Source organism: Burkholderia sp. Bp9004 (assembly GCF_003858025.1).
In the GTDB taxonomy this organism is placed as follows: Bacteria; Pseudomonadota; Gammaproteobacteria; order Burkholderiales; family Burkholderiaceae; genus Burkholderia; species Burkholderia diffusa.
The window spans coordinates 110,076-136,855 of record NZ_QTQD01000013.1 but is presented as its reverse complement, the minus strand read 5'-3'; the positions used below and the strand labels follow the sequence as shown (position 1 = coordinate 136,855).

Annotated in this window: 22 protein-coding genes and 2 riboswitches; of the genes, 10 read left to right on the top strand and 12 right to left on the bottom strand. The window is 66.1% G+C overall.

Annotation, left to right across the window (positions count from 1 at the left end; all coding sequences use genetic code 11):
• Positions 1–2: 2 nt before the first annotated feature.
• Positions 3–1,025, bottom strand: a complete 1,023-nt coding sequence (locus tag DIE08_RS16715; RefSeq protein WP_124902567.1) for a zinc-binding alcohol dehydrogenase family protein — start codon at positions 1,023–1,025, stop codon at positions 3–5.
• Between DIE08_RS16715 and DIE08_RS16710 the strand changes: the two genes are divergently transcribed.
• Together DIE08_RS16710 and DIE08_RS16705 are read left to right on the top strand one after the other, a co-directional pair.
• A complete protein-coding gene (locus DIE08_RS16710) occupies positions 1,012–1,257 on the top strand; it encodes a hypothetical protein (protein ID WP_124902566.1) in 246 nt (81 codons plus the stop codon). The genes DIE08_RS16715 and DIE08_RS16710 overlap by 14 nt on opposite strands.
• A 145-nt stretch (positions 1,258–1,402) precedes the next feature.
• Positions 1,403–2,104, top strand: a complete 702-nt coding sequence (locus DIE08_RS16705) for a FadR/GntR family transcriptional regulator (protein WP_226117223.1) — start codon at positions 1,403–1,405, stop codon at positions 2,102–2,104.
• 158 nt (positions 2,105–2,262) lie between these two features.
• On the opposite strand, the gene DIE08_RS16700 is transcribed toward DIE08_RS16705, so the two are convergent.
• The 8 genes from DIE08_RS16700 to DIE08_RS16665 all read right to left on the bottom strand — a co-directional run bounded on the left by DIE08_RS16700 (position 2,263) and on the right by DIE08_RS16665 (position 12,795).
• Positions 2,263–2,781, bottom strand: coding sequence for an AidA/PixA family protein (locus DIE08_RS16700; protein ID WP_124627174.1), 519 nt, complete (start codon positions 2,779–2,781; stop codon positions 2,263–2,265).
• A gap of 64 nt (positions 2,782–2,845) precedes the next feature.
• On the bottom strand, positions 2,846–3,349 hold the full coding sequence (locus tag DIE08_RS16695) for an inclusion body family protein (protein ID WP_124627176.1): 504 nt from the start codon (positions 3,347–3,349) through the stop codon (positions 2,846–2,848).
• Positions 3,350–3,855: 506 nt separating this feature from the next.
• On the bottom strand, positions 3,856–4,764 hold the full coding sequence (locus DIE08_RS16690; protein WP_124902565.1) for an ABC transporter ATP-binding protein: 909 nt from the start codon (positions 4,762–4,764) through the stop codon (positions 3,856–3,858).
• A gap of 45 nt (positions 4,765–4,809) precedes the next feature.
• On the bottom strand, positions 4,810–5,784 hold the full coding sequence (locus DIE08_RS16685) for an ABC transporter permease (RefSeq protein ID WP_124902564.1): 975 nt from the start codon (positions 5,782–5,784) through the stop codon (positions 4,810–4,812).
• A 64-nt stretch (positions 5,785–5,848) separates the two neighbouring features.
• Positions 5,849–7,735 carry an allophanate hydrolase gene (gene atzF, locus DIE08_RS16680; RefSeq protein ID WP_124902563.1) on the bottom strand — a complete coding sequence of 629 codons (1,887 nt, stop codon included), beginning with the start codon at positions 7,733–7,735 and terminating at the stop codon, positions 5,849–5,851.
• Positions 7,732–11,328 carry an urea carboxylase gene (uca, locus tag DIE08_RS16675; protein WP_124902562.1) on the bottom strand — a complete coding sequence of 1,199 codons (3,597 nt, stop codon included), beginning with the start codon at positions 11,326–11,328 and terminating at the stop codon, positions 7,732–7,734. Before uca ends, atzF begins: the two co-directional genes overlap by 4 nt.
• A 37-nt stretch (positions 11,329–11,365) precedes the next feature.
• Positions 11,366–12,022: an urea amidolyase associated protein UAAP2 gene (locus tag DIE08_RS16670; RefSeq protein WP_124902561.1), complete on the bottom strand. Its 657-nt coding sequence runs from the start codon at positions 12,020–12,022 to the stop codon at positions 11,366–11,368.
• An 11-nt stretch (positions 12,023–12,033) separates the two neighbouring features.
• Positions 12,034–12,795 (bottom strand): urea amidolyase associated protein UAAP1, encoded by a 762-nt coding sequence (locus DIE08_RS16665; protein ID WP_124902560.1) that lies wholly within the window; start codon positions 12,793–12,795, stop codon positions 12,034–12,036.
• 57 nt (positions 12,796–12,852) lie between these two features.
• Positions 12,853–12,986: riboswitch (guanidine-I (ykkC/yxkD leader) on the bottom strand.
• Positions 12,987–13,418: 432 nt separating this feature from the next.
• Positions 13,419–13,540: riboswitch (guanidine-I (ykkC/yxkD leader) on the top strand.
• A 136-nt stretch (positions 13,541–13,676) separates the two neighbouring features.
• On the opposite strand from DIE08_RS16665, the gene DIE08_RS16655 reads away from it, so the two are divergent.
• Positions 13,677–14,717, top strand: coding sequence for an ABC transporter substrate-binding protein (locus DIE08_RS16655; protein ID WP_124902558.1), 1,041 nt, complete (start codon positions 13,677–13,679; stop codon positions 14,715–14,717).
• A 426-nt stretch (positions 14,718–15,143) separates the two neighbouring features.
• Here the strand turns inward: DIE08_RS16655 and DIE08_RS16645 are convergent, their stop codons facing one another.
• Both DIE08_RS16645 and DIE08_RS16640 read right to left on the bottom strand, forming a co-directional pair.
• The gene (locus tag DIE08_RS16645) at positions 15,144–16,199 is read right to left on the bottom strand and encodes a LysR family transcriptional regulator (protein WP_059606221.1); all 1,056 of its coding nucleotides are present in this window, start codon (positions 16,197–16,199) and stop codon (positions 15,144–15,146) included.
• Between the two features lie 83 nt (positions 16,200–16,282).
• Positions 16,283–17,026 carry an SDR family oxidoreductase gene (locus DIE08_RS16640; protein ID WP_124902557.1) on the bottom strand — a complete coding sequence of 248 codons (744 nt, stop codon included), beginning with the start codon at positions 17,024–17,026 and terminating at the stop codon, positions 16,283–16,285.
• Between the two features lie 192 nt (positions 17,027–17,218).
• Here DIE08_RS16640 and DIE08_RS16635 point away from each other — a divergent pair, with 192 nt between their 5' ends.
• The gene (locus DIE08_RS16635) at positions 17,219–18,739 is read left to right on the top strand and encodes a PLP-dependent aminotransferase family protein (protein ID WP_124902556.1); all 1,521 of its coding nucleotides are present in this window, start codon (positions 17,219–17,221) and stop codon (positions 18,737–18,739) included.
• A 349-nt stretch (positions 18,740–19,088) separates the two neighbouring features.
• Positions 19,089–19,589, top strand: a complete 501-nt coding sequence (locus DIE08_RS16630; RefSeq protein WP_124902555.1) for an Ohr family peroxiredoxin — start codon at positions 19,089–19,091, stop codon at positions 19,587–19,589.
• 111 nt (positions 19,590–19,700) lie between these two features.
• Here DIE08_RS16630 and DIE08_RS16625 read toward each other — a convergent pair whose 3' ends face one another.
• Positions 19,701–20,909 (bottom strand): NAD(P)/FAD-dependent oxidoreductase, encoded by a 1,209-nt coding sequence (locus DIE08_RS16625; RefSeq protein ID WP_124902554.1) that lies wholly within the window; start codon positions 20,907–20,909, stop codon positions 19,701–19,703.
• Positions 20,910–21,138: 229 nt separating this feature from the next.
• Here DIE08_RS16625 and DIE08_RS16620 point away from each other — a divergent pair, with 229 nt between their 5' ends.
• The 5 genes from DIE08_RS16620 (at position 21,139) to DIE08_RS16600 (ending at position 26,476) form a co-directional block, all read left to right on the top strand.
• Positions 21,139–22,140, top strand: coding sequence for a bestrophin family protein (locus DIE08_RS16620; protein ID WP_124902553.1), 1,002 nt, complete (start codon positions 21,139–21,141; stop codon positions 22,138–22,140).
• Positions 22,141–22,436: 296 nt separating this feature from the next.
• Positions 22,437–23,216, top strand: a complete 780-nt coding sequence (locus DIE08_RS16615; RefSeq protein ID WP_124902552.1) for an acetoacetate decarboxylase — start codon at positions 22,437–22,439, stop codon at positions 23,214–23,216.
• A gap of 15 nt (positions 23,217–23,231) precedes the next feature.
• Positions 23,232–24,014, top strand: coding sequence for a 3-hydroxybutyrate dehydrogenase (locus tag DIE08_RS16610; protein WP_124902551.1), 783 nt, complete (start codon positions 23,232–23,234; stop codon positions 24,012–24,014).
• A 10-nt stretch (positions 24,015–24,024) separates the two neighbouring features.
• Positions 24,025–25,296 carry a patatin-like phospholipase family protein gene (locus DIE08_RS16605; protein WP_260436533.1) on the top strand — a complete coding sequence of 424 codons (1,272 nt, stop codon included), beginning with the start codon at positions 24,025–24,027 and terminating at the stop codon, positions 25,294–25,296.
• A 175-nt stretch (positions 25,297–25,471) separates the two neighbouring features.
• Positions 25,472–26,476, top strand: a complete 1,005-nt coding sequence (locus DIE08_RS16600) for a VTT domain-containing protein (protein WP_124902599.1) — start codon at positions 25,472–25,474, stop codon at positions 26,474–26,476.
• Positions 26,477–26,780: the final 304 nt, after the last annotated feature.

The window sequence follows — 26,780 nt, the reverse complement described above, 5'->3', positions numbered from 1 at the left end:
GTTCAGCATTCGACGAGTGCCTTGATCACGCCGGCGTCCGGTTCGAGGAGTTCCGCGAACCGGTCGGGCAAGTCCGCGAGCGTCAGCGCGTGCGTCTTCAGCGCGTCGGTCGGCACCCGCCCCGCACGCATTGCGTCGAGCACGGTTTCGAAATCGGCCGGCGTCGCGTTGCGGCTCGCGAGCAGCGTCGTCTCGCGCTTGTGGAATTCCGGGTCGGAGAACGAAATGCGGCCCTTCACGAGCGAGATCAGCACGTACTTCCCGCCGTGCGCGACGAAGTCCAGGCCGCGCTCCATTGCGACGAGATTGCCGGTGGCGTCGAACACGACATCGAAGAATTCGCCGTCGGTGAGCGCCGCGAGGCGCTCGACATCGGCGCCGGCCCCGCTCGTGTCGAGCGGCACGGTGGCGTGCGCGCCCAGCGCCGCCGCGCAGACCGCCAGCCGGTCCGCGCGGCCGTCGAGCACGCTGACCTGCGCGCCGCGCAGCATGGCGAAGATCAGCGCGGCCATGCCGATCGGGCCCGCGCCGACAACCAGCACGCGTTGCCCGGCCCGGACCTCGGCACGCGCGACCGCGTGCGCGCCGATCGCGAGGAATTCGATCATCGCGGCCTGGTCGAGCGTGACGCCGTTGGCCGCGAACACGAAGGCCTGCGGAACGGCGAGGTATTCGACCATGCCGCCGTCGGCGTGCACGCCCAGCACCTGGATCCGGGTGCAGCAATTGGTCTTGCCCGCACGGCACGCGACACACGTTCCGCACGACAGATACGGCATCACGTAGACCTGGTCGCCGGCCTTGACGCGTGCGCCCGCCGGCGCCGTCTCGACGACGCCGGCCAGCTCGTGCCCCATCACCCTGGGATAGGCGAGGTACGGCTGGTTGCCGGTGAAGATATGCATGTCGGTGCCGCATACACCAACCCGCTTCACGCGGATCAGGACATCGTCGGGGCCCACGGCCGGCACCGGGCGCTCGGCAACGACCAGACGACCGGGTTCTTCACAAATGACGGTTCTCATCGGTATCTCTGTAATGGGTGAAACAGGACGATGTGGCGCGCGGCACCACCAAATTGGCCTGACCAAACACATGCTATTGGTCTGGCCACCATTGGTCAAGCCAATCACCGGGAATTTGGGGAAATCCCTAAAAGGCATGGTGACAAAGCGCGCATCGGGTGGCTCGAATACGCTCACCTTGCCGCTTTTTCATTGGGCGCAAAGCGGAATCGGCAAGAACCGACTGGATTGAAAACTTGGTAAGGCCAATTTATCCATCCAGCTCCCTGCGACATCGGAAGGCGCCATCGACTTCGTCTGAATTGGTCAGGCCATTCAAAGTGCAGTAGACTGATCGCTTCGGAACAGACATCCGCGGTATGCGGCAAGGGGGAGCGTTGCTGGACCAGTTCAAACAGGTGGATACACGCCGCCTGTATCAGCGCATCGCCGACCAGATTCGTTCGCTCATCGATGCGGGGCGGTTCGCCGACGGAGAACGCCTGCCGCCCGAGCGGGATCTGGCTCAGCAGCTGGGCGTGTCACGCCCGTCGGTTCGAGAGGCGCTCATCGCGCTGGAAATCGAAGGCATCGTCGAAGTCCGGATGGGCTCCGGCGTGTTCGTGTGCCCTCCAGCGAAGGCGTCGAATACCGCGGCGACACCGCTGGGCGAAAACCCGATCGAACTGACAAGCGCCCGCGCCGCACTCGAAGGCAGCGTCGTCGAACTCGCATGCGCACACGCGACGCCCGAACGGCTGGCGCCCGTGCGCCGCGCGGTCGATGCAATGCGGTCCGCCATCGCGGAAGGCCGTTCCCCGCTGCAGCACGATCGCGAATTTCACGTCGCGATTGCAGCGATGACCGGCAATTCGGTGCTGGTCAGGCTGGTGGGCGAACTGTTCGACGGACGCCACAGTCCGATCTCGTCGCGCGTCAGCGCGCGCACCGAAAGCAGGCAGACATGGGCCAAGGCGTTCGACGAACACGAGTCCATTCTTCACGCGCTGGAAAACGGCGAGGTGCTGATGGCCCAGGCGGCCATGCGCACGCATCTCTATGCATCGCAACGACGCTGGCTGGAACAGGAGCGAAACTAACGCTGGCGGGCCGTCCATGAAACGCGTGCGGCCCGCGAACCAAACGGTTCGGCATCCTGCTTGAACGCGGCATTCGCGCGGAAGATCGCCGGGAAACCGGTATCGGGCGCCAGGTTGACGTTGCCGTCGCGGCCCGACGACGGCCTGAAATCGGGCTGCTAAGAATCCGCCCCGCCTCCGGCGATCTCGATCGACGTCTCCCAGCGGAAATAGCCGGACACGGCACCATCGCGGTCCAGTACGGCGAAATCGGCCGTACACGTGGTGGCGCCCGCGGCCAGCACATCGCTGCGCCAGTAGTGGTCCGGCATCGGCCGGCACTGCGGATGGAGCAGGTCGTCGTCGGACGGCACCGGTGTCGCGGCATCGCGCACCTCCGGTTCGATCGGCGCGACGATGCCGGCATCCTTCAACGCGAACCGGATGAACAGAACGCTCGCTTCGGCACGCAGCGCCAGCGCCGTTTCGCGCAGGCGGAGCTGGTCGCCCGGCGACAGGCCGGCAAAGAGCCGGCTGTCGTTGCGACCGAGCGGCCCGGTGTCGCCGGGGCTCACCACGTAGATGTGCCGGCCGTCGATCACGGTCGGCATATCGGCGTTCCGGCTCGCATCGGGATAGGTCGACAGCAGCGTGACGGCATCGACGATCGCAAGCACATCGCAACGAAGACCAGACATGGCACGTCCTCCGGAACGGGAATATGACGCGGGCGACCGCCACGCGGCCGCCCGCCGGCCGAGATCAGTTGTGGATCGAGATGAACGGATCCCACTGATAGCAACCCAGCGACTGGCAGTTGCGGTCGATGATCTGGAAGTAGAAGTGGTAGGTGACGCGGCCTTCCGACAGCGTTTCCGACGACCAGTAGTAGTTGTCCACCTTCTGGCAGGTCGGCGTCGACGGTGAGCTCGGATTCGGAATCGGGATCGATGCGGTGGCCTTGCGCGGCGTCGGCGTCGAAATCAGGTCCTTGCCCTGGTTGGCGATGAAGCCGTAGAAGACCACCTGCTTCTCGAAGCCCAGGGACAAGCTCGTTTCGCGCCATCGGATCAGGTCGCCCACCTGGGCTTTCAGGTCGAGTTCGCCGCCCGCCTGGCCGGAAACGACGTTGTCCTGGTTCGTGACCATGTACACGTGCTTCCAGTCGATCAGCGTCGGGGTTTTCGGATCCCGGCTGGGGTTCGGATATTTCTGGAGAATCGTTTCGGTATCGATCGAGACGAGCACATCGGTAACGCGTGACATAGAAACTCCCGTTCAGGTAAATGGGGCTGCCGGTGCGCGGACCGTTCCATACGACTTCCGATCGCCGATCGAATGAAGAATCGCATGAAACCTTGAAAATTCAATTTGCCAACGCGATTTAAATTTACATCGATCAGCAATCCGATAAACCTGTAAACGCTGACAGCTCCCACCTGATTTTATAGAGACCGTTATTTAATAAAACAATATTATCAATTGTCTCAATACTTCATGCAGTCCGCGATAAAGCAAAGTGGACGGGGCAAGCGCGGCCGCCAGGCTGGCGACGCGCAGACCAAGAGGAACACTCCACCGTTTCAGCAGTATTTCTATTAACACCGCCCTTTCCTAAAAAAACCTCATTCACTTGATACGCAAATATGTGAATTGAATCCCGAATTCCACACCAAATCAAAACAAAAATGATCGCGCGCGCAACGCGCATTATTTCGCCCCGCACGCCACCAGACACGATTAATAAAAAATCCGAACCATCACCACTCCCGTTACTCGACATTGTCCGAAACGTCCGTCATCCGGATCATGTGCGGCTTCACCCCCTCATCGTCCGCCGCCTCCTCCTTCGGATGGATCAGTGCTTCGAGCCGCGCCTTCGTCGCGATGAATTCGGGCGTATTGACCTGCGAATAGTCCCGCGGCCGCGCCACCGGCACCTCGATCAGTTCCTGCACGCCGCCCGGGTTCGCCTTGAGCACGAGAATCCGGTCCGCGAGGAAGATCGCCTCGTCGAGATCGTGCGTGATGAACAGGATCGTCACGTCGATATTGCGCCAGATGTCGAGCAGGTGTGTCTGCATCCGCGCACGCGTCTGCGCGTCGAGCGCGCCGAACGGCTCGTCCATCAGCAGGATGCGCGGACGGTTCGCGAGCGCGCGGGCGATCGCCACGCGCTGCTTCATGCCACCCGACAACTGATGCGGATACACGTCGGCGAAACGCGTCAGTCCGACCAGGTCGAGCCACTGCAGCGCCTCGCGCTCGGCTTCGCCGCCGCTGCTGCCATTCATTCGGAGGCCGAACATCACGTTCTTCTTCACGGTGAGCCACGGAAACAGCGTATAGCCCTGGAATACCATCCCGCGATCGGCGCCCGGCCCCCGCACGGGCTTGCCGTCCAGCAGCACCTCGCCGCTCGTCTGCGCCTCGAGCCCCGCCAGGATGCGAATCAGCGTCGACTTGCCGCAGCCGGACGGACCGATCACGCACACGAACTCGCGCCGGTGGGTACGGAAGCTGATGTCGTCGAGTGCGACGCACTCGCCCTGCGGCGTCGCGAAACGCTTGCCGACATGCCGCACGTCGAGAATCACGTCGCGGGCTTTGAGTCGCGCGAAGCGCTCGCGCACCGCGTCGGATTGAATCAGGTAATCGGGAACGGCTTGCGGATTCTGCATGATGCCCTCTACGGAAATCGGTCGATGGATGCGCGTCGACGGGCGTCACGCCCTCAGCGTGCGGTCCCATGGAAACAGCTTGCGGCCGAGCAGTCCGAGCGCGATGTCGGTGCCGAGGCCGATGATCCCGATCATCAGGATCGCCGCGTATACGTTGTCGAAATGCTGGTAGCGCGCCTGCTGGCTGATGTACCACGTGATGCCCGAGCTCGTGCCGACGAGTTCGGCCACGATCAGGTAGGTCCACGCCCAGCCGAGCAGGATCCGCTGGTCGCGATACAGATCCGGCAGCACACCCGGAATCACGACGTGCGTGAGCAGCTGGAGCTTCTTCGTGCCGAGCGTCATCGCGGCCTCGAACAGCCCGTATTCGAGCTTGCGCGTCGTGTTCGCGATGATCAGCACCTGCTGGAACAGCGTGCCGATCACGATGATCGCGACCTTCGGCGCGTCGTAAATGCCGAGGATCGCGACCATCAGCGCGCCGAATGCGGGCGCAGGCAGATAGCGGAAGAACTCCAGGAATGGCTCCTGCAGCCGCGCGAGCGCGCTGAAAGTGCCGCAGACGATGCCGAGCGGCACGCCGATCGCGGACGAGATCACGAAGCCCCAGAAGATGATCCGGATGCTGTGCCAGAGGCTCTCGTGCAGCCACACGCCATCGCGCGATGCAGGCGGCGTCGTGAACGCCGTGTAGAACGCACGCAGCACCTGGTGCGGCGCAGGCAGGTATACCGGGTTCGCGCGCACGCCCTCGGGCACGGCCGCGTGCGTCGCACGCGCATGCGCGAGCTCGTCGTCGAACACGTCGCGGTCGATCTGCATGCCGGTCTGGAAATAGTCGACGCTTCCCGGATTCGTGATGCGCATTTGCGGATGCCAGACGAACGGCACATAGCTGATCAGGCACCAGACGGCGAACGGCAGCAGAAAGGACGCCAGCCCGAGCGTCCATTTGCCGCGCGCCGTCAGCTCGCGGCGAACGGCGAGCCAGCCGGTTGGGTTACGGGTCGTTGACATGGGAATCTCCGTATCGTTTCGGGTGCCGGTCGCGCGGGTGCCGGAGCAACGCGCGACCGGGCATTCACTGCAACGCGCCGCTGGCGGCCTGAGCGCGGTATGCGCGCCAGCCGCCGAAGCGCGTGATGTCCTGCGCATCGTCGAGCGCCGCGCTTTCACACAGGAAGCCCTGCACCCGCGAGCCGTCCGCGAGCGTCAGCGTGCCGATGCCGAGCGGCGCCGCAATCCCGGCGACGAAGCTGCCGTATGCGTCGACGGGCATCTCCCAGATCTCGACCGCGATCGGCGCGCCGCCGTCCGGCACGCGCACGAGGCCAGGCTTGGCGACGCCACCGCAGGCCGCCGCGGACAACGCATAGAGTCGATAGGCGGCAGCCGTCGTCGTCGCGGCGACGAAGTGCGCGCCCCGCTGCGTGAGCTGCCCGTTCAACGGCTCGCCACGCAGATGCGCGCCGACGACGGCCACGCGCACGACAGCGGACGACGCGTCGGAGGCTGATGCCGCCGGCGCTAGCGACCCGGCATCCCCGACGGCCGCATCGCCGGCAGCGACGGCGCCGCCGGTCCACGCCTGGGCGAGATCGAGCAGCCGCGCATCGTCGTTTGCGCGGCCGACGAACGTGATCCCGAACGGCAAACCCGCATGCCGCCCGCTTTCGCACGTGCCGGCCGGCACGGCGATCGCCGACAGGTCGAGCAGGTTGACGAAATTCGTGTAGTAGCCGAAGCGCGAGTTGACGCCGATCGGATCGGCTTCGAGCGCGTCGACGGTCGCGGTGGTCGCCGAGGTCGGCATCACGATCGCGTCGAGCCCGCCCCATGCGCGCGCCGCCTCGACGCGCAGCGTCGCGAGCCGGTCGAATGCCGCGAACGCGTCGGCTGCGCTGAAGCGCGACGCGCCGCCGACGATTTCGCGGATCACCGGATGCAGCGCATCGGGTTCCCGCGCGGCGAATGCGCCGATCGCGGCGAGCCGCTCGGCAACCCACGGGCCGTCGTACAGCAGCCGCGCGGCCGCCAGGAACGGGCTGAAATCGATCTCGACGACTTCCGCGCCGGTCGCGCGCAGGCGTTCGAGCGCCGCGCCCCAGGCCGCGCGATACGATTCGTCGCCGAAGAATTCGAGCCGGTCGGCGCGCGGCGCGCCGAAGCGCACCTGCGCGAGCGGCCGCGCCGGATGCACGCGCAGTCCGCCCGCGCCCGCCGGCGGCTGCCATGCGCGCCCGTAAGGATCGCCTTCGATCACGCCATGCGCGACGTCGAACACCGCCCGCGCATCGGCCGGCGACTGCGCGAACACCGACACGCAATCGAGCGACCGGCAGGCCGGCACGACGCCGAGCGTACTCACCACACCACGGGTCGGCTTGAGCCCGACGAGGCCGTGAAACGCGGCCGGCACGCGCCCGGAACCGGCCGTGTCGGTGCCGAGCGAGAACGTCGCGACGCCGAGTGCGACCGCCACCGCCGACCCGGAACTCGACCCGCCCGATGCATAGCGCGGATCGAGCGCGTTGCGGCACGCGCCGTAAGGCGAGCGCTGTCCCGAGAGCCCGGTCGCGAACTGGTCGAGATTGGTCTTGCCGACCGGAATCGCACCGGCCGCGATCAGCCGCTCGACGACGGGCGCGCTGCGCGCCGGCGTATACGCATACGCCGGGCAGGCCGCCGTCGTCGGTATGCCGGCGAGGTCGATGTTGTCCTTGATCGCGAACGGCACGCCGTAAAGCGGCAACGACGCGACGTCGCGCCCGGCGAGCGCGTCGGCATATCGCGTCATCTCCGCGCGCGTCAGCGGACGGATCCACGCATGATGCGGGTCGCCGGCGTCGAAATGCGCGGCGATCGCGTCGACGAGCGCATGCGGCGTCAGGTCGCCCGCCACGTAGCGCGCGCGCAGCGCGGCAATCGAGCGCAGCCCGGGCAGGATGGAACGTTCCGCCGTGCTCATGCGACCTCCTCGGCGGCGCCCGCCTTCATCACCATCAGCCGCTGGCCGGCCACCACCGCCGCGCCCGGCGCACAATCGATCGTCTCGATCGTGCCGTCTTCCGTTGCCGTCACCGCCACCTCCATCTTCATCGACTCGACGATCGCGACGACCTGCCCTTCGGTCACGCGCTCGCCCGCCTCGACCAGCACCTTCCACACGCTGCCCGACACGTCCGCGGCAATCGCCCGCTGCGTGTCGTCGAGCGCGCCCGCTGCCCGCGCCGCCTGCGCGTCGCCCTGCTCCGCGTCGCCGACGTATTCCGCGTGCCCGGCCGCCCGCCATCGCTCACGCTCGGCTTCGAACGCGGTTTGCTGCGCGGCCTTGAACGTCGCGATCGAATCCGCCTCGTCGCGCAAAAAGCGGTTGTATGCGCCCAGATCGAACACGGACTCCTCGATCCTCAGCGCCGCGCGGCCCGCGATGAAATCCGCGCGCAGCGCGGTCAGCTCCGCCTCGCTGACTTCGTAAAAGCGGATCTCGTCGAAGAAGCGCAGCAGCCAGGGCTTGCCGGCCTCGAATTCGCGCGTGGTGCGGTGGCGGTTCCACATCTGCACCGTCCGGCCGACGAACTGGTAGCCGCCGGGCCCTTCCATCCCGTACACGCACAGGTACGCGCCGCCGATGCCGACCGCGTTCTCCGGCGTCCAGGTGCGCGCGGGGTTGTACTTCGTGGTCACGAGCCGGTGCCGCGGATCGATCGGCGTCGCGACCGGCGCACCGAGGTAGACGTCGCCGAGCCCCATCACCAGATAGCGCGCGTCGAACACGATGCGCTTCACGTCGTCGATACTCGCCAGGCCGTTGATGCGCCGGATGAACTCGATATTGCTCGGGCACCACGGCGCATCGGGCCGCACCGACTGCATGTAGCGCTCGATCGCGACGCGCGTCGACGGGTCGTCCCATGACAGCGGCAGATGCACGATGCGGTTCGGCACGCGCATGTCGGCCACGTCGGGCAATTCGCGCTCGGCGGCCTGCAGATGCGCGAGCAGCGTGGCGAGCGGCAGCGTCCGCGCGTCGAACTGCACCTGCAGCGAACGTATCCCCGGCGTCAGGTCGAGCATGCCGGGCAGCCGGTGCGCGTCGAGCCAGCACATCAGCGCGTGCACGCGAAAGCGCAGGTTCAGGTCGAGCACGAGCGGTCCGTATTCGACCAGCACGTTGCGATCGCCCGAGCGCCGGTACACCACGCCGATGCCGCCGCCGGCCAACGGGTCGCGATGCAGCACGCAATCGTCCGGCGCGCCAGCGGATGCCGCGGGCGCGATCGCGATCGAGGCGGCGGCAGGCGCGGGCGATACGCGGGCGCGCACGAACTGCACGGTATCGCCCGGGCGCAACTGCCCGAGCTTCCACAACTCGTCGCGCACGACCGTCACCGGGCACACGAAGCCGCCGAGGCTCGGACCGTCGGGGCCCAGGATCACCGGCATGTCGCCGGTGAAATCGACCGCACCGATCGCATACGCGTTGTCGTGGATGTTCGACGGATGCAGGCCTGCCTCGCCGCCGTCCACGCGGGCCCATTGCGGCTTCGGGCCGATCAGCCGCACGCCGGTGCGGCTGGAGTTGTAATGGACCGTCCACTGCGTGCCGTAGAGCATCGCGATGTCGTCGGGCGTAAAGAAATCAGGCGCGCCGTGCGGCCCGTCGAGCACGCCGAGCGTCCAGGCATGCGTCAGCGCGGGAACGTCGGCCGCGGCCAGCGTCGCGCCCGCGTCGCCGCGCCCCGCGTCCGCGTGCAGATGCAGCACGTCGCCCTTGCGCAGCGCGCGCCCCGCGTGGCCGCCGAACTGGCCGAGCGTGAAGGTCGCCTTGCTGCCGAGATAGTCGGGCACTTGCAGCCCGCCCTTCACGGCAAGACATGCGCGCACGCCCGCGCCCATCACGCCGCCGAGCTTCAGCACCGCGCCGGGCCGCGCGCGCAGCACCTGCCAGAACGGCGCGGGCTCGCCATCGAGCGTGGCCGCGAGCGGCGCGCCGCCGAGCACGAACAGCGTCGCCGTGTTGAAGCGCAGCGTCGCGCCGACCATCGTGAATTCCAGCCCCGCCGCGTCGCGCGCGTTGCCGAGCAGCGCGTTCGCGAGATCGAACGCGCGATCGTCCATCGGACCGGACGGCGGCACACCGACGCTCCAGTAGCCGACGCGACCGGGGGCCTGCTGCACGGTGGTCTGCACGCCGCCGTCGAGCACGTCGATCGTGTGCGGCGCGAACGCGAAGCGCGACAGGAATGCCGTCGTCGGCGCGCCGCGCGCGAACGTGTCCGAGCCGACGACGGCGCGCAGGTAGTCGAGGTTGGTCTCGATCCCGTACAGCTCGGTACGGGCGAGCGCGGCCTGCAATGCGGCCAGCGCGTCGCGCCGCGTATCGCCGCGCACGATCAGCTTCGCGAGCAGCGGATCGTAATGCGCGCTGATCTCGGTGCCCGCTTCGATCCAGCCGTCGACGCGCACGTCGTCCGGAAACGCGACGTGCGTGAGCAACCCCGCGCTCGGCTGGAACTGCTTGTGCGGATCCTCCGCATAGAGCCGCACCTGGATGCTCGCGCCACGCGGCGCGACGGCGAGCGTGTCGAGCGGCGGCAGGTCGCCTTCGGCCTGCAGGATCATCCATTCCACGAGATCGACGCCCGTCACCGCTTCGGTCACGCAATGTTCGACCTGCAGTCGCGTATTCACCTCGAGGAAATAGAACTGCCGCGCGTTCGCGTCGAACACGAATTCGACGGTGCCGGCCGACGCGTAGCCGACCGCGCGGGCGAGTCGCACCGCGCTCGCATGCAGCGCATCGCGCTCGGCGCCGCTGAGGTCCGGCGCGGGCGTTTCCTCGATCACCTTCTGGTTGCGGCGCTGCACGGAGCAATCGCGTTCGCCGAGCGCGATCGCGCCGCCCAGCCCGTCGCCGAAGATCTGCACTTCGATGTGCCGCGCGTGTTCGACGAACTTCTCGAGATAGACCCCCGCATGCGCGAAGTTCGCGTTACCGAGCCGCACGACGGATTCGAAGGCCGCCTCGAGCTGCGCGGCATCGCGGCAGAGCGACATGCCGATCCCGCCGCCACCGGCGGTGCTTTTCAGCATCACCGGATAACCGATTGCGTCGGCTTCGGCGAGCGCCGTCGCCACGTCGTCGAGCAGGCCCGTGCCCGGCAGCAGCGCGACGCCCTGCGCAGCGGCGAGCGCGCGCGCGGTGTGCTTGAGACCGAACGCACGCATGTGATCGCCGCGCGGCCCGATGAAGCGCAGGCCCGCTGCCTCGCATGCATCGGCGAAACCGGCATGCTCGGACAGGAAGCCGTAGCCGGGATGCACGGCCTGCGCGCCGGTCTCGCGTGCGGCAGCGAGGATCGCCGCGACGTTCAGGTAGCTGTCGGCCGCCGGCGCGGGCCCGACACGCACCGCTTCGTCGGCGAGCGCCACGTGACGCGCGTCGCGATCGGCATCCGAATAAATCGCGACCGACGCGATGCCGAGCCGCTTGAGCGTGCGGATCACGCGGCACGCGATTTCGCCGCGGTTCGCGACGAGGACCTTGGCGAACCTCATGTTGCCTCCCGCGAACGAGAGTGAGCGTGGGTGTAGTTCATTCAGCCTCCCAGATCGTGAGGCGCACGGGCGTCGGGTTGTAGCCGTTGCACGGATTGTTGAGTTGCGGGCAGTTCGAGATCAGCACGGTGACGTCCATCTCCGCGCGCATCTCCACGTACTTGCCGGGCGCGGAAATGCCGTCCTCGAACGTGAGCCCGCCGAGCGGCGTCACAGGCACGTTCATGAAGAAGTTGACGTTGCCGACGAGGTCGCGCTTGCCGAGACGCGCGCCCGCGCCGCACGTGCAGTGCGCAATCGCGTTGAGGAAGCTGTCGCGGCAGTTGTGCATGTAACGCTTGTCGAGCGCATAGCGCACGGTGTTGCTCTCGGCCGCACACGCGCCGCCGAGCGTGTCGTGGCGGCCGCAGGTATCGGCGACGATCGTCACCATTGGGTTGCCCCGGCTGGACAGCAGCACGCTGCCCGCGCTCAGGTACAGGTTGCGCTGCGCGCGAATCGTGTCCTGCGCGCTGTAGCGCTCCTCGATGTCGTCGGTGCGATAGAACAACGTGTCGACCGCCTGGTTGCCTTCCAGGTCGAGGATGCGGAAGACCTGTCCGCGTTTCAGGTCGTGCAGCCACGGTTCGCCTGCTTTCAGCGTGGTGTCGTGGATCGCGTCGCGCGGGTGGAGACGGCTTTCGATGATCGGCATTGAAGGGCTCCTTACGCGAACAGGCGGTCGGTGTTGGCGAAGCCGCGCATGTTCTCCGCGCATGCGCGGCGGCACGGGTCGTCCTCGGGCGCGGCGCCGTCCGCCGGATACGCGCGGTACGCGATCAACTTCACGGGCTTCGGTGCGTAGTCCGCACGCGGATCGAGCGGATGCGGCGCGGTCGAGAACGCCGCGAGCGTGTTCATCTCGAAGCGCAGGTCGAGCGCGCTGCCGGCCGGCGAGTGGCCGGCGATGAAATCGAGCGTGCCGTCGTCGCGCGCGTCGAGCCTGCTGAAGAAGTTGACGTTCGCGGCGAGATCGCGTGCCGACAGTCCGTATTTCGCGAGCTCGAGCACGAGGCTGTCGCGACCGTTGCGGATCATCGCGTTGCGATCGGCCTGGTACGAGGTCGTGCCGTACTTGTGCGCGAACAACCGCGCATCGCCGACACCGCCGAGCGGGTCGTGCCAGCCGAGCGTGTCGGCCGTGATCGACGCGATCACGCGCCCCATGTCCGTATACAGCGCATGGCCGCGCGTGAGGTGCGCGGTGTGCTGCGCCTTCAGCGTGTCGGCCATGTTGTAGCGTTCGAGCGGGTCTTCCTGGCGATGAAAGACGGCGGACAGGTTCGCGCCGCCGTCGACATCGACGATGCGCAGTGCGAGGCCGCGGCGCAGGATACCGGACCAGTGGGTTCCTGCGGGAATCAGCGTTTCCCACGCGACGTGTGGCGGTGGCTCAAGGACGGGGACGGCTTGGGGGCTCGGCGACATGGCGGCTCCGTGGTCGGTTGGACAAAAGGCGTGAGAGGGCGACCGAACGACATCGCGACCTCCCGGGCTTTTATCCCTCCGTGGAGCCTCGCCGTTTCCTCGAATCGAGGCAAAGGCAAGACCGGATTGCTCTCGGACCAGTCATCGCGCGGCGCGAACGCCGCACGACCGGAACCCTAGCGATCCTGAAGATGATGCAAATTGCTTCGCACCTCTCGGGTGTCGATAAAGCGAGTTGCGTGCCAGCCGCCGCGCAATCACCGCACGACGCGGCACGACGGTCCGATGACGCACGGCATGCACGCATCGGCGGCGGCGGCCTGCCCTCGCGGCGGGCGTGCGACGCACCATGCGCACGCGATCGCGCACCGTCGCAGTGCGCATCGCGCACGCGCGCACCGCGCGGTCCGCGATGGCATGGGCATTGCTGAACAGGTGCATCCTCACTCGATACCCCACTCTTCATGAACAAGCTCGACCTGCTCCGGCGCGCATTGAGCGCGCTGTTCTCCGCCCGCTTCATCGAACTTCAGCGCGCCGTCCGCCGCCGGTGAATCGCGTTGCCGCGCGCCATTGGCACGCTTCTCGCTCGGCATGATGCCGAGAGGTGCGGCGGCGTCGCATCTTAGGGGTGCTAGGGTTCCGGTTCATCGAACGTCTGGTCCGAGAGCAGCCCGGCGCGGGTTCGTCCGATCGCGAGACCGGATGCACGCGCGCTACACGGCGGGACAAAAGCCCGGGAGATTGGCGATGGCAACGGCCGTCGCGCCTCTCCGTGGCCGCTTCTCGTTCCGCATCGGCAGGAACCGGCCACGCGGCCGGACCGCGCACAGGCACGGTCCGAATCGACGATCCCGATCCCGGTCTCCTGGAGAACAACGATGACCCGTCCCGCCCTGGCGTTCCGCCGCCTGCCGTCCCTCCGTTTCTTCCGTTTCTTCCGTTCCATCCGTCACGCACTCGGCGCCACCGTCGCGGCAGCCGCGCTGCTGGCAGCGCCCGCCGTGCACGCGGCGGCGCCGCTGAAAATCGGCTACAGCGACTGGCCGGGCTGGGTCGCGTTCCAGGTCGCGCTCGACAAGGGCTGGTTCAAGGAAGCCGGCGTCGACGTCGACTTCGAATGGTTCGATTATTCGGCCTCGCTCGACGCGTTTTCCGCCGGCAAGCTCGACGCGGTCGCGGCGACCAACGGCGATGCGCTCGTCACCGGCGCGGCCGGCGCGAAGAACGTCATGATCCTGTTGACCGACTATTCGGCCGGCAACGACATGATTGTCGCGAAGCCGCCGCTGCGCACCATCGAAGGCCTGAAGGGCAAGAAGGTCGGCGTCGAGCTCGGCCTCGTCGATCACCTGCTGCTCGAAACCGCGCTGCAGAAGCACGGGCTCAAGGACGGCGACGTCACGCTCGTGAATGCGAAGACGAACGAACTGCCGCAGGTGCTCGGTTCGTCGACCGACATCGCCGCAGTGGCCGCATGGCAGCCGAACGCGGGCGAGGCGTTGAAGCGCGCACCCGGCGCACGGGCAATCTTCACGTCGGCGGATGCGCCGGGGCTGATCTACGATGCGATCACGGTCGCGCCGGCGAGCCTCGCCGCGCGTCGGGCCGACTGGGCGAAGGTGGTCAAGGTCTGGTATCGCTGCGTCGCCTATATCAACGACCCGAAGACGCAGGCCGATGCGGTGAAGATCATGTCGGCACGCGTGGGCCTCACGCCCGCGCAATATCTCCCGCTGCTGAAAGGCACGCACCTGCTCGACGCGGCGGCCGCGAAGCAAGCGTTCCGCAAGGGCGACGGGCTCGACTCGATCTACGGGTCGACCCGCAACGCGAATGCGTTCAACGTGCGCAATGCCGTGTACAAACAGTCGCAGGACGTCGACGCGTATATCGATCCGCGCTTCAGCGAGCTGCATTGACCGTCGCGGGCTCGCTTGCAGGCCGAGCCGGGCATACCGGCGGCTGGTCTGGTTCGGCAACGCGGGATATCCGCGCGCACGCATGACCGATCGAATCAGCGGGACGTGGGCCTGGCATCGCATCAGGTCCGCGTGCCGAAGCTACTGAAGCGACGCCTGGACGAGAACGCGCGACGCAAATGCGGCCGGTAGCGGAATTCAGTCCGAACAGGGGGCGTGCGTCCTTGGAGACGACGTCGACGCCCCCTGGGGGCGACAGGACGCTGGTGGACGAGAGCGTGGCGGCACACCGGCTCGTGATGCCGTTCGACATCTCGTTGCCGACGGGGATGGGCTATTACTTCGTGTATCCGGGCGGAACCGAACAGCAACAAAAGATCCAGCTGTTCGGCGACTGGATTGCGGACGAACGCGCGTGGAGCTGCGTCAAGCCGCCAGCCCCGCCGACGCGGCCGACGCGGCCGACGACAACACCGGCACTTCCGGATTGAACCGCGTCATGCAGTTCAGATCGAGCGCGCGAATCTGCTCGGTCATGAAGTCGACGAAGATCCGGATGCGCGTCGGAAGGTGTTGCCGGCTCAGATAGCAGATGTAGTGACCGCGATCCTCCGGCACGTGCTTCGCCAGCGCGACGACGAGTTCGTTCGACGCGAGATGGTCGCGGATCTGGTAGCCCGCCATCTGCGCGATGCCCGATCCGTTCAGCACCGAACGTAACACCAGATCAGCGTCGTTGAACGTGAGGCGCGACGTCGGCAGGTACTTCTGCACGCGGCCGTCCACGTTGAACTCCCATTCGAACAGGCGCCCGCTCGCAAACCGGAAATTGATGCACTCGTGCCGGTCGAGGTCCTCGACGCTCTGCGGGAGACCGTGCCTCGCCACATACGACGGCGCCGCGCAGAGCGCCATCTGCATCGGAATCAGTTGCCGGGCGATGATGCTGGAGTCCTCGATGCGGCCGTTACGGAACGACACGTCGATCCGCTCGGACACCAGATCGACGGGCCGGTCGTCGAGCAGCAGATCGATGATGATGTCCGGATAGGCGTGGGCGAATTTTTCCAGCAGCGGCGCCACGATCTTCCTGCCGAATCCCACTGCCGAGCTGATGCGGATGAGGCCGCGCGGCGGCCCCTGCCGCAATTCCAGCATGTCGTTCATGGCTTCGACGATCTGCGCCACGCCCTGATGGCAATTCTCGAAGAAGCGCCGGCCCTCGCAAGTCAGCTCGGTCGTGCGCGTGGTCCGCTGGAACAGCCGCGTGCTCAGCTGCGCCTCCAGCTTCTGGACGTTCCGGCTCACGGCCGGCCGCCCGACGCCGAGCAGTTCGGCGGCCTTGGTGAAACTCCCCTCGCTCGCCACGGCAACGAATGCAAGGATGCCTGCATAGCTCGCACCGAAGCTCGCCGACAGTGCATCGGCGCGACTGGCCAGGTCGCGACGCGCGCCGTGTTCCGATGGTTCCGAATGATTCATTTCCGCTGCCCCCACTCGTGCTGCTCACACGGATCGACTCGTCGCCGGCATGCGCCGGCGTATCGCATACGTGCGAACGTGAATCAGCTTCTTGCCAGCCACTGGTCGAGACCGATGCGGCCCAGCCGCGCGTCCCCGAGCGGCACCAGCGACGTTTCCTCGACGCGGCCGCCGTAGTAGCGGGCGTCGCGATCGGTCACCACCGCGCGCGTGTCGCCGACCGACTTCAGGTAGCGCGCGACGATCTCCGCGAACGGCGCGCGATCCGGACCCGCGATCTCGATCGTGCCGTTCTGCGGCCCGGCGAGCGCGGCCTGCGCGACGAGTGCCGACACGTCTTCCGCGGCGATCGGCTGGAACAGTCCGTCGCCGATGCGCACGGTGCCGTCAACCGTGCCGAAATCCGCGATGCCGCCGATGAATTCCATGAATTGCGTCGCGCGCGCGATCGTGTACGGTACGCCCGCCGCCTCGATCGCCTGCTCCTGCGCGACCTTGGCCGCGAAATAGCCGTTCTCCGGCATCCGGTCGCAACCGACGATCGACAGCGCGACGTGATGGCGCACGCCCGCGGCCACTTCGGCCTTGCCGAGATTGCGTGCCGACGTGCGGAAGAAGTCCAGGACCGCCTGCGGTTCCCATGACGGTGCGTTCGCCACGTCCACGACCACGTCCGCGTCCGTCAATGCGTCGGTCAGGCCCTCGCCCGTGATGGTATTGACACCGGTGCGCGGCGATGCGGCAACCGCCCGATGGCCCGCTTCCTCGAGCAGCGTGACGACACGCGAGCCGATCAGGCCCGAACCGCCGATGACAACGATCTTCATCGCAAAATCTCCTGACGAATGGATTGCATGTGAATGCGAGGGGACATGACGGGTGCCGGATCCGGTGAAGGCGGTGATGACCGTCGCATCGCGTGGAGCAATTGTGGAAGAATCATGTCCTATCCATCAGTGCCAAGAATCGTCGATCGGACTGGTCCATGCCGTGTCTGTTCCGTTACCCACGAGGCCGTCATGTCTGCGCAATCCTCCATGCTGACCATCGAAATCGACCGGCAGCATCAGTTGCCGATCTATCTGCAGATCTGCGAGCGGTTCAGAACCGCGATCGCCGCGGGCCACCTGCGTCCGGGCGATCGCGTGCCGGCGTTACGCGGTCTGGCGACGCAATTGAACACGGCGCGCGGCACCGTCGAACAGGCTTACACGATCCTGGTCGACGAGGGATATCTGCAAATGCGTGGCGCGGCAGGCACGTTCGTCTCGCCGTCCTTGCCGAAATCGCTGCTGCGGGCGACCCCCGCGCATGACGACGAATCGGCGGCGCACGTCGACAGCGCCGACGTGCTTCAGGTACCGGGCATGTCGCGCGACAGCCCGCCTCCGCGGCGCGCGCAACCGATCGCCGTCGCGATGAGCGGCGAGCCGCGCCCGTTGCAGCCCGGGGTCCCTGCCCTCGACGCCTTTCCGCGCAAGGTCTGGCACCGCCTCGTGTCGCTGCGCGCGCGCAGCGGGGATCGTGCGCTGCTGGGCTACCCGAATCCGGCCGGTTACAGGCCGCTGCGCGAACACATCGCCACCTATCTGGGGCTGTCGCGCGGCGTCACCTGCGTGCCGGAACAGGTGTTCATCACCAGCGGCTACCGCGCCACGCTGGAACTCGTGCTGCGCAGCCTCGCGCGTCCGAACGACCGCGTCTGGTTCGAGGACCCCGGCTATCTGCTCGCACGCAGTTTCCTCTCCGAGACGGGCGTGCACCTCGTCCCGGTGCCGGTGGATGCCGAGGGAATCGACGTCGAGCGCGGCCTGCAGCTGGACGCGCATGCGCGCTTCGCGCTCGTGACGCCGTCGCATCAGAGCCCCCTCGGGCATACGCTGTCGCTGTCCCGCCGCATCGCGCTGCTGGACTGGGCCGAAAAGACGTCCGGGTGGATCGTCGAGGACGACTACGACAGCGAGTTCCGCTATCTGGGCCGCCCGCTGCAGGCGCTGAAGAGTCTCGACCGGCGCGATCGCGTGATCTATTGCAGTACCTTCAGCAAGGCGATGTATCCCGGCTTGCGGCTCGCGTACGCAGTCGTGCCGGAGCGTGCGGTGGAGCGTGTCGAACGCGTGGCCTGCAGCATGAACGCAGGCTCGCCGGCGCTCCTGCAGGCGGCCCTGGCGGATTTCATCGAACAGGGTCACTTCGCCCGGCACCTGAAGCGCATGCGCACGCTGTATGGCGAGCGCCGCACGCTGATCGTGCACGCATTGCGGCAGGCGTTCGGCAAGCGGCTGATCGTCGACCTGCCGCCTGGCGGCATCCAGTTCGCGGTGCGGTTCACGGTTGGGCCCGAGGGGCCGGTCGACGATGTCACCGTCGCCGCGCGCGCCCGCGAAGCCGGGCTCGCGGTCCTGCCGCTGTCGATCTGGTACACGAACAGCCACACGCAGCAAACGCCACGCGGCCTCATCATCGGGTTCGCGAACATCGCCGACGCGGACGAAGCGCAACGTCACGCGCGAGCGCTGCGCGCGTGCCTGGGCCGCTGACGCGCGGCGTGCACCAATCGCGTGCGGCCTTGCGTGCCGGCAATCGCTGCCGCCGGGCGCCTGTTTGAAATGCGTGGCGCGTTCCCGATTGGTGTCCAACGGGAAACATACAATCGCCCGGAACGGCCATACCGCCATCCCGCGCGCGCCTCTAGCATGGAAGCGTCTTTCTCCCGTAGACGAACCGGGAATCGGGCTGCACCGGAAGATTGCCGCATTCCTCGGACGATCCTCCGTGCCCGTCATTCCTTGACGACGCTACTTGCCCGGGCGTTCCGGCCCCTTCGCAAGACGTTTCGACGATCGAATGACCGAGGTCGAAGCGTGTCGCTGAATTCGAGCACGCATCATGGATGACAACAAGCTGCAAGCCCCGCCGCTTTCCCTCCTCGACAGGTATCGAGGCCGGGATTTTCAACCGCTTTACACCACGACCGTCACCGTGTCCGGCGGCGAGACGGGACACGGCCGCGCATCCGGCGTCGTCCGCTCGGACGACGGAAATCTCGCCGTCGACTTGCGCCTGCCCACCGAGTTTGGCGGGCCCGGCAACGGGACCAATCCGGAGCAATTGTTCGCGGCCGGCTTCGCCGCGTGCTTCCACGGCGCGCTCAATCTGCTCGAGAAACGCGCCGATATGGAAACCCCCGATACCGCCGTGGAAGTGCAGGTTTCATTCGGCCGCGATCCCATGGACGGCGGCTATGCGTTGCTCATCGACGTTCGGGTGCGGATGCCGGGCGTCGATCGAAACGTCGCGGAAGAAATGGTTCGAACCGCGGAACGCTTGTGCCCGTATGCGAAGATGGCCCGGCAAGGCACCGTCAATATCGTGACCGTCGTCGACTGACCGGCGCCTGTCGCGGCGCGACAGCGCGTCGTCCGCCGACGGCGTTCGTTGCCGCAGCGGCGTGCTCCTCCCCCCGCGGCGCATCTCGCGACACGCGCGGGGGGCGACCGGTCAATCGAACGACGCCTGCGGGTTACCGGCCGCCAGTGCCTCGGCACGATTCGGTGCCGGCGGATAGATCCATTGCGTGTTGATCATCTGCTTGCGCGCCTTTCCTTCGGCATGCGTCAGTTTGATCTGCCGATCCCAGCCTTCCGAGTACACGGCGCCCCAATCGCCCAGGTCGACGCATGTCGCATAGAACGGCTGCCGGTATTCCAGTGTCGGCACGCCGATCAGATCCGCCGCGACGTTGTGCCCGCCGAATTGCCCCATCACGATCGCGTGCTGGCATGACATCAATGCATAGTGCCCGTCATCGTCGCTGCGTGCCCGCGCCACGTCTCCCGCGACGAATACGTGCGGCGCTTCCGCCACGCGAAGATCCGGTGTGACCTCGACGCGCCCGAGCGGATCCAGGTGCGACGAGACTTGCGACGTCAGCGGGCTCGCAAGCATTCCGCCCGCCCAGATCACGGTCATCGCCTCGATGTGCATGCCCGACGCGGTACGAACGCCGTCGGCCGCGACCGACACGACGCGCGATCCGAGCACGGCCTCGACGCCGAGCGACGCGAATGCTTCGGCGACATACGGCCGAGGATTCGGGCCGAGATCGGGACCGATGTCGTCCTGCGCGCCGATCACGACGACACGCCCTTTCGTCTGCGGGCCAAACCACTCGCGCAAACGCTTGGGCAACTCGGTGGCAACCTCGATACCCGTAAAGCCGCAGCCGACCACCGCGACCGTATTGCGTGCCGGCGATTCCGGCAGTTTCGCGAGCGCCGCGAAGTGGTCGTCGAGCGCGACGGCGTCCTCGATACGATCGACCGAAAACGCGTGTTCCGCGAGCCCCGGCACCGGCGGCTTGCTCAACCTGCTGCCGCTGGTCAACAACAGCCTGTCATACGCGAGCAGACGTCGCTGGCCGTTTGCGCACGCGACACTGACCGTCTTCTCGCGGACGGAAATCTCATCGACGCTACCTTCGAGAAACTTCACGCCGACCGCATCGAGCAGCGGCAGCAACGGTGCGGCCATCCGCTGCGGCTCGCTTTCGTACAGCCGCGGCCGGATCTGCAGTTCCGGTTTCGGGGAGATCAACGTGATCTCGACGTCGCCGCTCGTCACACCGGCACCATCCAGCACGCGCGCCGCGCCCAGTGCGCCCCACACGCCGGCAAAACCGGCACCCACTATCAGGATCTTCTGCGACATGATCATTGCCCTCGGTTGATGTCGATGGCGGCAACTCGCCGCGCGAAGTCATCCTAGGTCGACACGGCATTGCGCAGTAGATCCGCAGTCGTGCTCACGATGTTGCCGCTTCGGCACCAATCCATCACACGCCGCACTGATCGATCGCGGGCATGATGTCGACGAACGATCGCACGCGACTCGAACGCCGTCTTCGTCACCCACCTGACTCAACGATGAGGCAAATAAAATGCACATGGGGAAATCGTACAAACTGTCGGAGTTCCTGATCTGGACGCGCTGGAAAATTTACGAGCTGCTCATTTTCGGTTCCGTTCCGGTTGTCCTGTACAAGTTTTTCTCCGTTACGTGGCTGTCGATCCCCCTGACGATCGTGGTTCTGCTCGGAACTGCGACATCGTTCATCGTCGGCTTCAAGAACGTTCAAACCTACAACCGCGCAATGGACGCGCTGGAGATCTGGACGGATATCCTGAGCAAGAGCCGGCGCTGGGGCCAATTCGTCCGCGACTTCGTCACCGATGACGAGATCGCCCGAACACTCGTCGATCGCCACCTGGCGTGGCTGACCGCGCTGCGCTATGACCTGCGCCGCCCGCGCATCTGGGAAAGCACGAACAAACGCTACAACGCAGAGTACCGCCGGTTCTATCGTGTTCCGGAGTGGGAAAAGGACATCAGCGAATTGTTGCCGAAGTACCTCTCCTCGACCGAAACGGAACAGTCGCTCTCCTCGGCTTGCATCGCAACGTTCGTGCTGAGCCTGCAGGGTACTTCGCTCCGGACGCTTCACATGGCCGGGCATCTGAATTCGAACTTTTACATGGAGCTTCAGAAAACCGTCGGCGATTTCATCGATCTCCAGGCAAGATCGGAACGCTTCAAGAACTTTCCCTACCCGCGTCAGTATGCGACCGTCAGCTCCCTGTTCGTCCGGTTTTTCTGCCTGTCGCTTCCGTTCGGTCTTCTGAACGAATTCAACCGGTTGAACGATAGCGTCAGCGGTTTCATGCACGGCAACATGGTCTGGCTGGTCGTGCCGTGCAGCGTCGCCGTTTCCTGGATGTACACCTCGCTCGAGCAGGTTGGCGAAAGCACGGAGAACCCGTTCGAAGGCGGCGCCAACGACGTGCCCATTTCAACGCTGTGCAGCACGATCGAGCGCGATCTGAAAGCGATGCTCGGTGAACATGCGCGCGATCCGTCGAGCCGCACGATCATCGCGCTGTAGCGCGTCACGCGTCTTTCGTTTCGCCATCCTCCGTTCGTCGATTGTTGTCGCCGAGACAACATGATGAGGTCCGTCGCGACGCTACTGCCGCACGAGCACATCGCCTACGCTTGGCGATGACGGTGGCCGTGCATGCATGCCCGATCCCCTCCGGGAAACGGACACGACACCGCAAGTGCAACGTGCGACCCGCGCGGCCGTCTGCGCCGCGTCGCGTCGTCGCGCGTCATTGGCCGCGGCAGCCAAGGCTGTTGCCATGGGTGTGACCCAGCACCTCATCAACCGAGGAACGATCCGTGACAGAAGAAGATATCCGCAGCAACGCATTCGCGATGCCCGTGCACAACCCGGCGTATCCGCGTCCGCCCTTCCGCTTCGTCAATCGGGAGTATTTCATCATCTCGTACGAGACGGACATGGACGCCCTCCGGGCCGTTGTCCCGGAACCTCTGACGGTCGACCAGGCCGTCGTCCACTACGAGTTCATCCGGATGCCCGATTCGTCGGGATTCGGTGACTACACCGAAAGTGGTCAGGTGATCTCCGTTCTGGACGAGGACGGCACGCGAGCCAATTTCACGCATGCGATGTACCTCGACGACGAAGGCCCCATCGCCGCCGGACGGGAAATCTGGGGATTTCCCAAGAAACTGGCGTCGCCGCGGCTCTGCGTCGACGGCAAGGACACGCTGCTCGGCACGCTCGACTACGGCACGCAGCGCATCGCCACCGGAACGATGGGTTACAAGTACCGCGCGCTCGACACGGAAGCCGAGCGCCGCAAGCTCGCCGGCACGCCCAACTATCTGCTCAAGGTCATTCCGCACGTCGACGGCACCGCGCGCATCTGCGAACTGGTGCGCTTCTTCCTGCGCGATGTCGACGTGATCGGCGCATGGGAGGGGCCTGCCGCGCTCGAACTGTATCCGCATGCGCTCGCGTCGGTTGCCGACCTGCCGGTTCGCAAGGTGATCGGCGCGCGCCACGTCATCGCACATCTCACGCTCGATATCGGCGAAGTGGCCCATGACTACCTCGCCCCCGCCGCGTCGCTGAAGCTCGCGGTCAACCAGTAAACCTCCGGAGGACGTATGGCACTGAATGACAAGGTCGCGCTCGTGACGGGCGCGGCAAGCGGTATCGGCGATCTGTGCGCACGCAAGCTAGCAGCGGACGGCGCCACGGTCGTGATCGCCGATCTGAACCTCGCGGCCGCGCGCAAGGTTGCGGACGATATCGTCGCGAGCGGAGGGAAGGCGTTGGCGATCGCGATGGACGTCACCAGCGAGGAAGCCGTCGATGCGGGCATGGCCGAAACGGTGAACCGGCTGGGCGGAATCGACGTGCTCGTGTCGAACGCCGGCATCCAGATCGTCAACCGGATCGAGGACTACGCATTTTCCGACTGGAAGAAGATGCTGGCCATTCACCTGGACGGTGCATTCCTGACGACGCGTGCCGTCATCAGGCACATGTACGCGTCGAACAAGGGCGGCACGGTGATCTACATGGGCTCGGTGCATTCGCACGAGGCCTCGCCGCTGAAGTCCGCCTACGTGACCGCGAAGCACGGGCTGCTCGGTCTCGCGCGCGTCGTCGCGAAGGAAGGCGGGCCACGCGGCGTACGCGCCAATGTCGTGTGCCCGGGCTTCGTCAGGACGCCGCTGGTCGACAAGCAGATTCCGGAGCAGGCGAAAGCGCTGGGCATCTCCGAACAGCAGGTCGTCAAGGACGTGATGTTGAGAGAGACCGTCGACGGCGAATTCACGTCGGCGGCCGATGTCGCGCACACGGTTGCGTTCCTGGCCGGCTTCGAGTCGAACGCGCTCACCGGACAATCGATCGTCGTCAGCCACGGCTGGTTCATGCAGTAAGGAGGACACCATGTATTCGAGCCAGCGTAACAAGCTCATGCAGCCCCATCGCATCAAGCTGCCCGCGTATGACGAAATCGGACTCGTGCTGCAGGGTGGCGGCGCACTCGGCTCCTATCAGGCCGGCGTGTATGAAGGCATGGCCGAAGTCGGCGTGGAGCCGACGCGAATCGCCGGCATATCGATCGGCGCGCTGAATACGGCGATCATCGCCGGCAATGCGCCGGCGGACCGCACGGACGCGCTCCGCGGCTTCTGGAACACCATCAGTCAGCCGGGCGATCCGCTCGCTCACGTCGGCGCGTGCATGTCGGCGTGGCCCGGGCTTGCCGACGTGGGGCGCAGGTGGTCGAGCGCATGGGCCGCCACGCGAACGCTGATGGAAGGCCAGAACGGATTCTTCTCGCCGCGCACGCACGTGCCTTTCGCCGGATTCGGCGCAAAGCGTCCCGATCAGGTCAGCTACTACGACACGTCGGCGTTGCGTGAAACGCTCCTGCGGTACGCCAACTTCGACCGCATCAACGACGGAAACATTCGCGTTTCCGTCGGAGCGGTCAATGTGCGAACGGGCAATCTCGTCTATTTCGACAATACGAAAATGCGCCTGGCGCCGGAGCATTTCATCGCGTCCGGCGCGCTGCCGCCGGGCTTTCCGGCCGTCGAGATCGATGGCGAGTTCTACTGGGACGGTGGCCTCGTTTCCAATACGCCGCTCACCGAGATCATCCGCGAAAGCCAGCACAAGGACACGCTCGTCTTCCAGCTCGATCTGTGGAGCTCGCGCGGCAAGTTGCCGGGCAACTTCCTCGATGTCAGCGAACGCACCAAGGACATTCAGTATTCGAGCCGCACGCGCGCGATCACCGCGTTCATGTCGCAGAACCAGAAACATGCGCAGATGATCAAGGCGCTGCTCGAACACATTCCGGAACACGTGCGGCTTGCCCACCCGCTGCTGCGGGAAGCTCAGAAAACGGCGGATGGCAGTGCCGTGAACGTGGTGCACCTGATCTACAAGAACAAGACGTTCGAGGGGCACTACAAGGACTATGAGTTCAGCAAGGACACGATGCGCGAGCATTGGGCGAGCGGTCTCGAGGATATTCGCCGTTCGTTCGGACACCCGGAGTGGTTCGAGATTCCGAGCCGGGAAATCGGCTTCGTCACGCGAGACGTGCACCGCTATCGGCACGACGTGGACGAAGCCGGCAGCCTCGGCAAGCATGCTTCTCCCGCGGAACAACTGCCGCCTGAGAAGGAATCCTCCGTCGCCGGGTAACCCGTATCGACGCCAGCCGCGGGTGAGCCGGGCGGTCGGCCGCGTGCCGGCGACGCGTGACCGGCGGCCCGCCTGCTCTGTTCCCGACTCGCGGAACCGCCCTTGCAGGACCGCTTCAGGTGGAGCCATGACCGATCGTCGAGATCGCGCATGCGCCCGCCTCAAGGAGAGCACCATGATGTCGCACGAAATGATCGCGCGGTACGGCACGTTGATCGTATTCCTGAACGTTCTCGGGTCGTCGCTCGGCCTGCCGCTGCCCGCCATTCCGACCTTGGTCACGGTAGGCGCAGGCATCGCGCTCGTGACCCATGTCGCGTCGTCGACGCTGCTGCATTTCTCGACGATACTGGCCGCCGCCGTGGTTGGCGGCCTGCTCGGCGACCTGGTCTGGTACCAGGGTGGAAAACGGTACGGCAAGCGCACGCTTCACACCGTCTGCAAACTGACACCGTCGCGCGACGCGTGCGTCAGGACGACGGAGCGCTTCTTCGGGCGTTGGGGCGTTCGCGTGCTCGTGATCGCGCGGTTCGTACCCGGCCTGTCACTCGTGGCCGTTCCGCTATGCGGCGCGATGGCCGTCAGGTTGCGCGCCTTTATCTTGCATGACTGCGTCGGCATTGCGCTGTGGGCGTCGATCGGTCTGGCCGTCGGCACACTGTTCGCCGCGCAGATCGACGCGGTCTTCGCCCTCGTCACTCGTCTTGGCTGGCACGTGCTCATCGTGATCGGCATCGCACCGGCGTTGTATCTTCCGTATCGCCACTGCCGCCGACGGATGCTGGCAAGCGCGCTCGGGAAAGCGCGGATCAGCGCGGGTGAACTGCATGCGTTGCTCGCGAGCAATCCGCGGCCGGCCGTGATCGATATCCGTTCCGCCGAGCGAAGAATGCTCGATCCGTTCGTCATCCCGGGCGCGCTGATCGGCGATGAACGCAAGCCGCGCCAGATCATGGAGCGCTATGGCACGAACCGGACGCTCGTCATCTATTGTGCGTGCCCGCACGAAACGTCTGCCGTGTCGGTGGCCAGGCAGTTGCGCCTGTCCGGTGTCAAGCTCGCGTTACCGCTCACCGGCGGTATCGATGCATGGCGCGTCGCGGGCTTCGACGTGGAGCCGATGGTCGCGATGAACGACGCGGCAATCGCCCCGGAAGAGCGGAAAGCCTTCACGTATTGACGCCGTGGCGCGCCCGGGTTCCCGGGCAGCGCGGTATCGCACCGTTGGCGGCCTGTCGGGCCGCCGATTCGCCTGGCGACGGACAACACCTCCATGGCGCCTCCATCGGCGCACGCAGCGAGTGCAGGACCTCGGCATCGCGACCCCCGCTAGCCGGGTTTCACGCCTCTTCTTGGTCATATCGTCGGCGGACCTGACACCCTCTCCCGACCACAGTTGCGCCATGCGGCGACTGCGCCGCTTGTCTCGAACCCGGGGCAAGACGATCTGTCGGTCGCGTCACGGATAAAGCGTTCCTTCCGCC

Coding starts and splice junctions, on each gene's coding strand:
- DIE08_RS16670 (WP_124902561.1), bottom strand. CDS start 12,022: ATGCCGATCATCGAAAGCCGTCTCCACCCGCGCGACGCGATCCACGAC.
- DIE08_RS16665 (WP_124902560.1), bottom strand. CDS start 12,795: ATGTCGCCGAGCCCCCAAGCCGTCCCCGTCCTTGAGCCACCGCCACAC.
- DIE08_RS16600 (WP_124902599.1), top strand. CDS start 25,472: ATGATGTCGCACGAAATGATCGCGCGGTACGGCACGTTGATCGTATTC.
- DIE08_RS16625 (WP_124902554.1), bottom strand. CDS start 20,909: ATGTCGCAGAAGATCCTGATAGTGGGTGCCGGTTTTGCCGGCGTGTGG.
- DIE08_RS16710 (WP_124902566.1), top strand. CDS start 1,012: ATGACGGTTCTCATCGGTATCTCTGTAATGGGTGAAACAGGACGATGT.
- DIE08_RS16630 (WP_124902555.1), top strand. CDS start 19,089: ATGGATGACAACAAGCTGCAAGCCCCGCCGCTTTCCCTCCTCGACAGG.
- DIE08_RS16690 (WP_124902565.1), bottom strand. CDS start 4,764: ATGCAGAATCCGCAAGCCGTTCCCGATTACCTGATTCAATCCGACGCG.
- uca (WP_124902562.1), bottom strand. CDS start 11,328: ATGAGGTTCGCCAAGGTCCTCGTCGCGAACCGCGGCGAAATCGCGTGC.
- DIE08_RS16655 (WP_124902558.1), top strand. CDS start 13,677: ATGACCCGTCCCGCCCTGGCGTTCCGCCGCCTGCCGTCCCTCCGTTTC.
- DIE08_RS16620 (WP_124902553.1), top strand. CDS start 21,139: ATGCACATGGGGAAATCGTACAAACTGTCGGAGTTCCTGATCTGGACG.
- DIE08_RS16700 (WP_124627174.1), bottom strand. CDS start 2,781: ATGTCTGGTCTTCGTTGCGATGTGCTTGCGATCGTCGATGCCGTCACG.
- atzF (WP_124902563.1), bottom strand. CDS start 7,735: ATGAGCACGGCGGAACGTTCCATCCTGCCCGGGCTGCGCTCGATTGCC.
- DIE08_RS16635 (WP_124902556.1), top strand. CDS start 17,219: ATGTCTGCGCAATCCTCCATGCTGACCATCGAAATCGACCGGCAGCAT.
- DIE08_RS16645 (WP_059606221.1), bottom strand. CDS start 16,199: ATGAATCATTCGGAACCATCGGAACACGGCGCGCGTCGCGACCTGGCC.
- DIE08_RS16695 (WP_124627176.1), bottom strand. CDS start 3,349: ATGTCACGCGTTACCGATGTGCTCGTCTCGATCGATACCGAAACGATT.
- DIE08_RS16605 (WP_260436533.1), top strand. CDS start 24,025: ATGTATTCGAGCCAGCGTAACAAGCTCATGCAGCCCCATCGCATCAAG.
- DIE08_RS16640 (WP_124902557.1), bottom strand. CDS start 17,026: ATGAAGATCGTTGTCATCGGCGGTTCGGGCCTGATCGGCTCGCGTGTC.
- DIE08_RS16715 (WP_124902567.1), bottom strand. CDS start 1,025: ATGAGAACCGTCATTTGTGAAGAACCCGGTCGTCTGGTCGTTGCCGAG.
- DIE08_RS16610 (WP_124902551.1), top strand. CDS start 23,232: ATGGCACTGAATGACAAGGTCGCGCTCGTGACGGGCGCGGCAAGCGGT.
- DIE08_RS16685 (WP_124902564.1), bottom strand. CDS start 5,784: ATGTCAACGACCCGTAACCCAACCGGCTGGCTCGCCGTTCGCCGCGAG.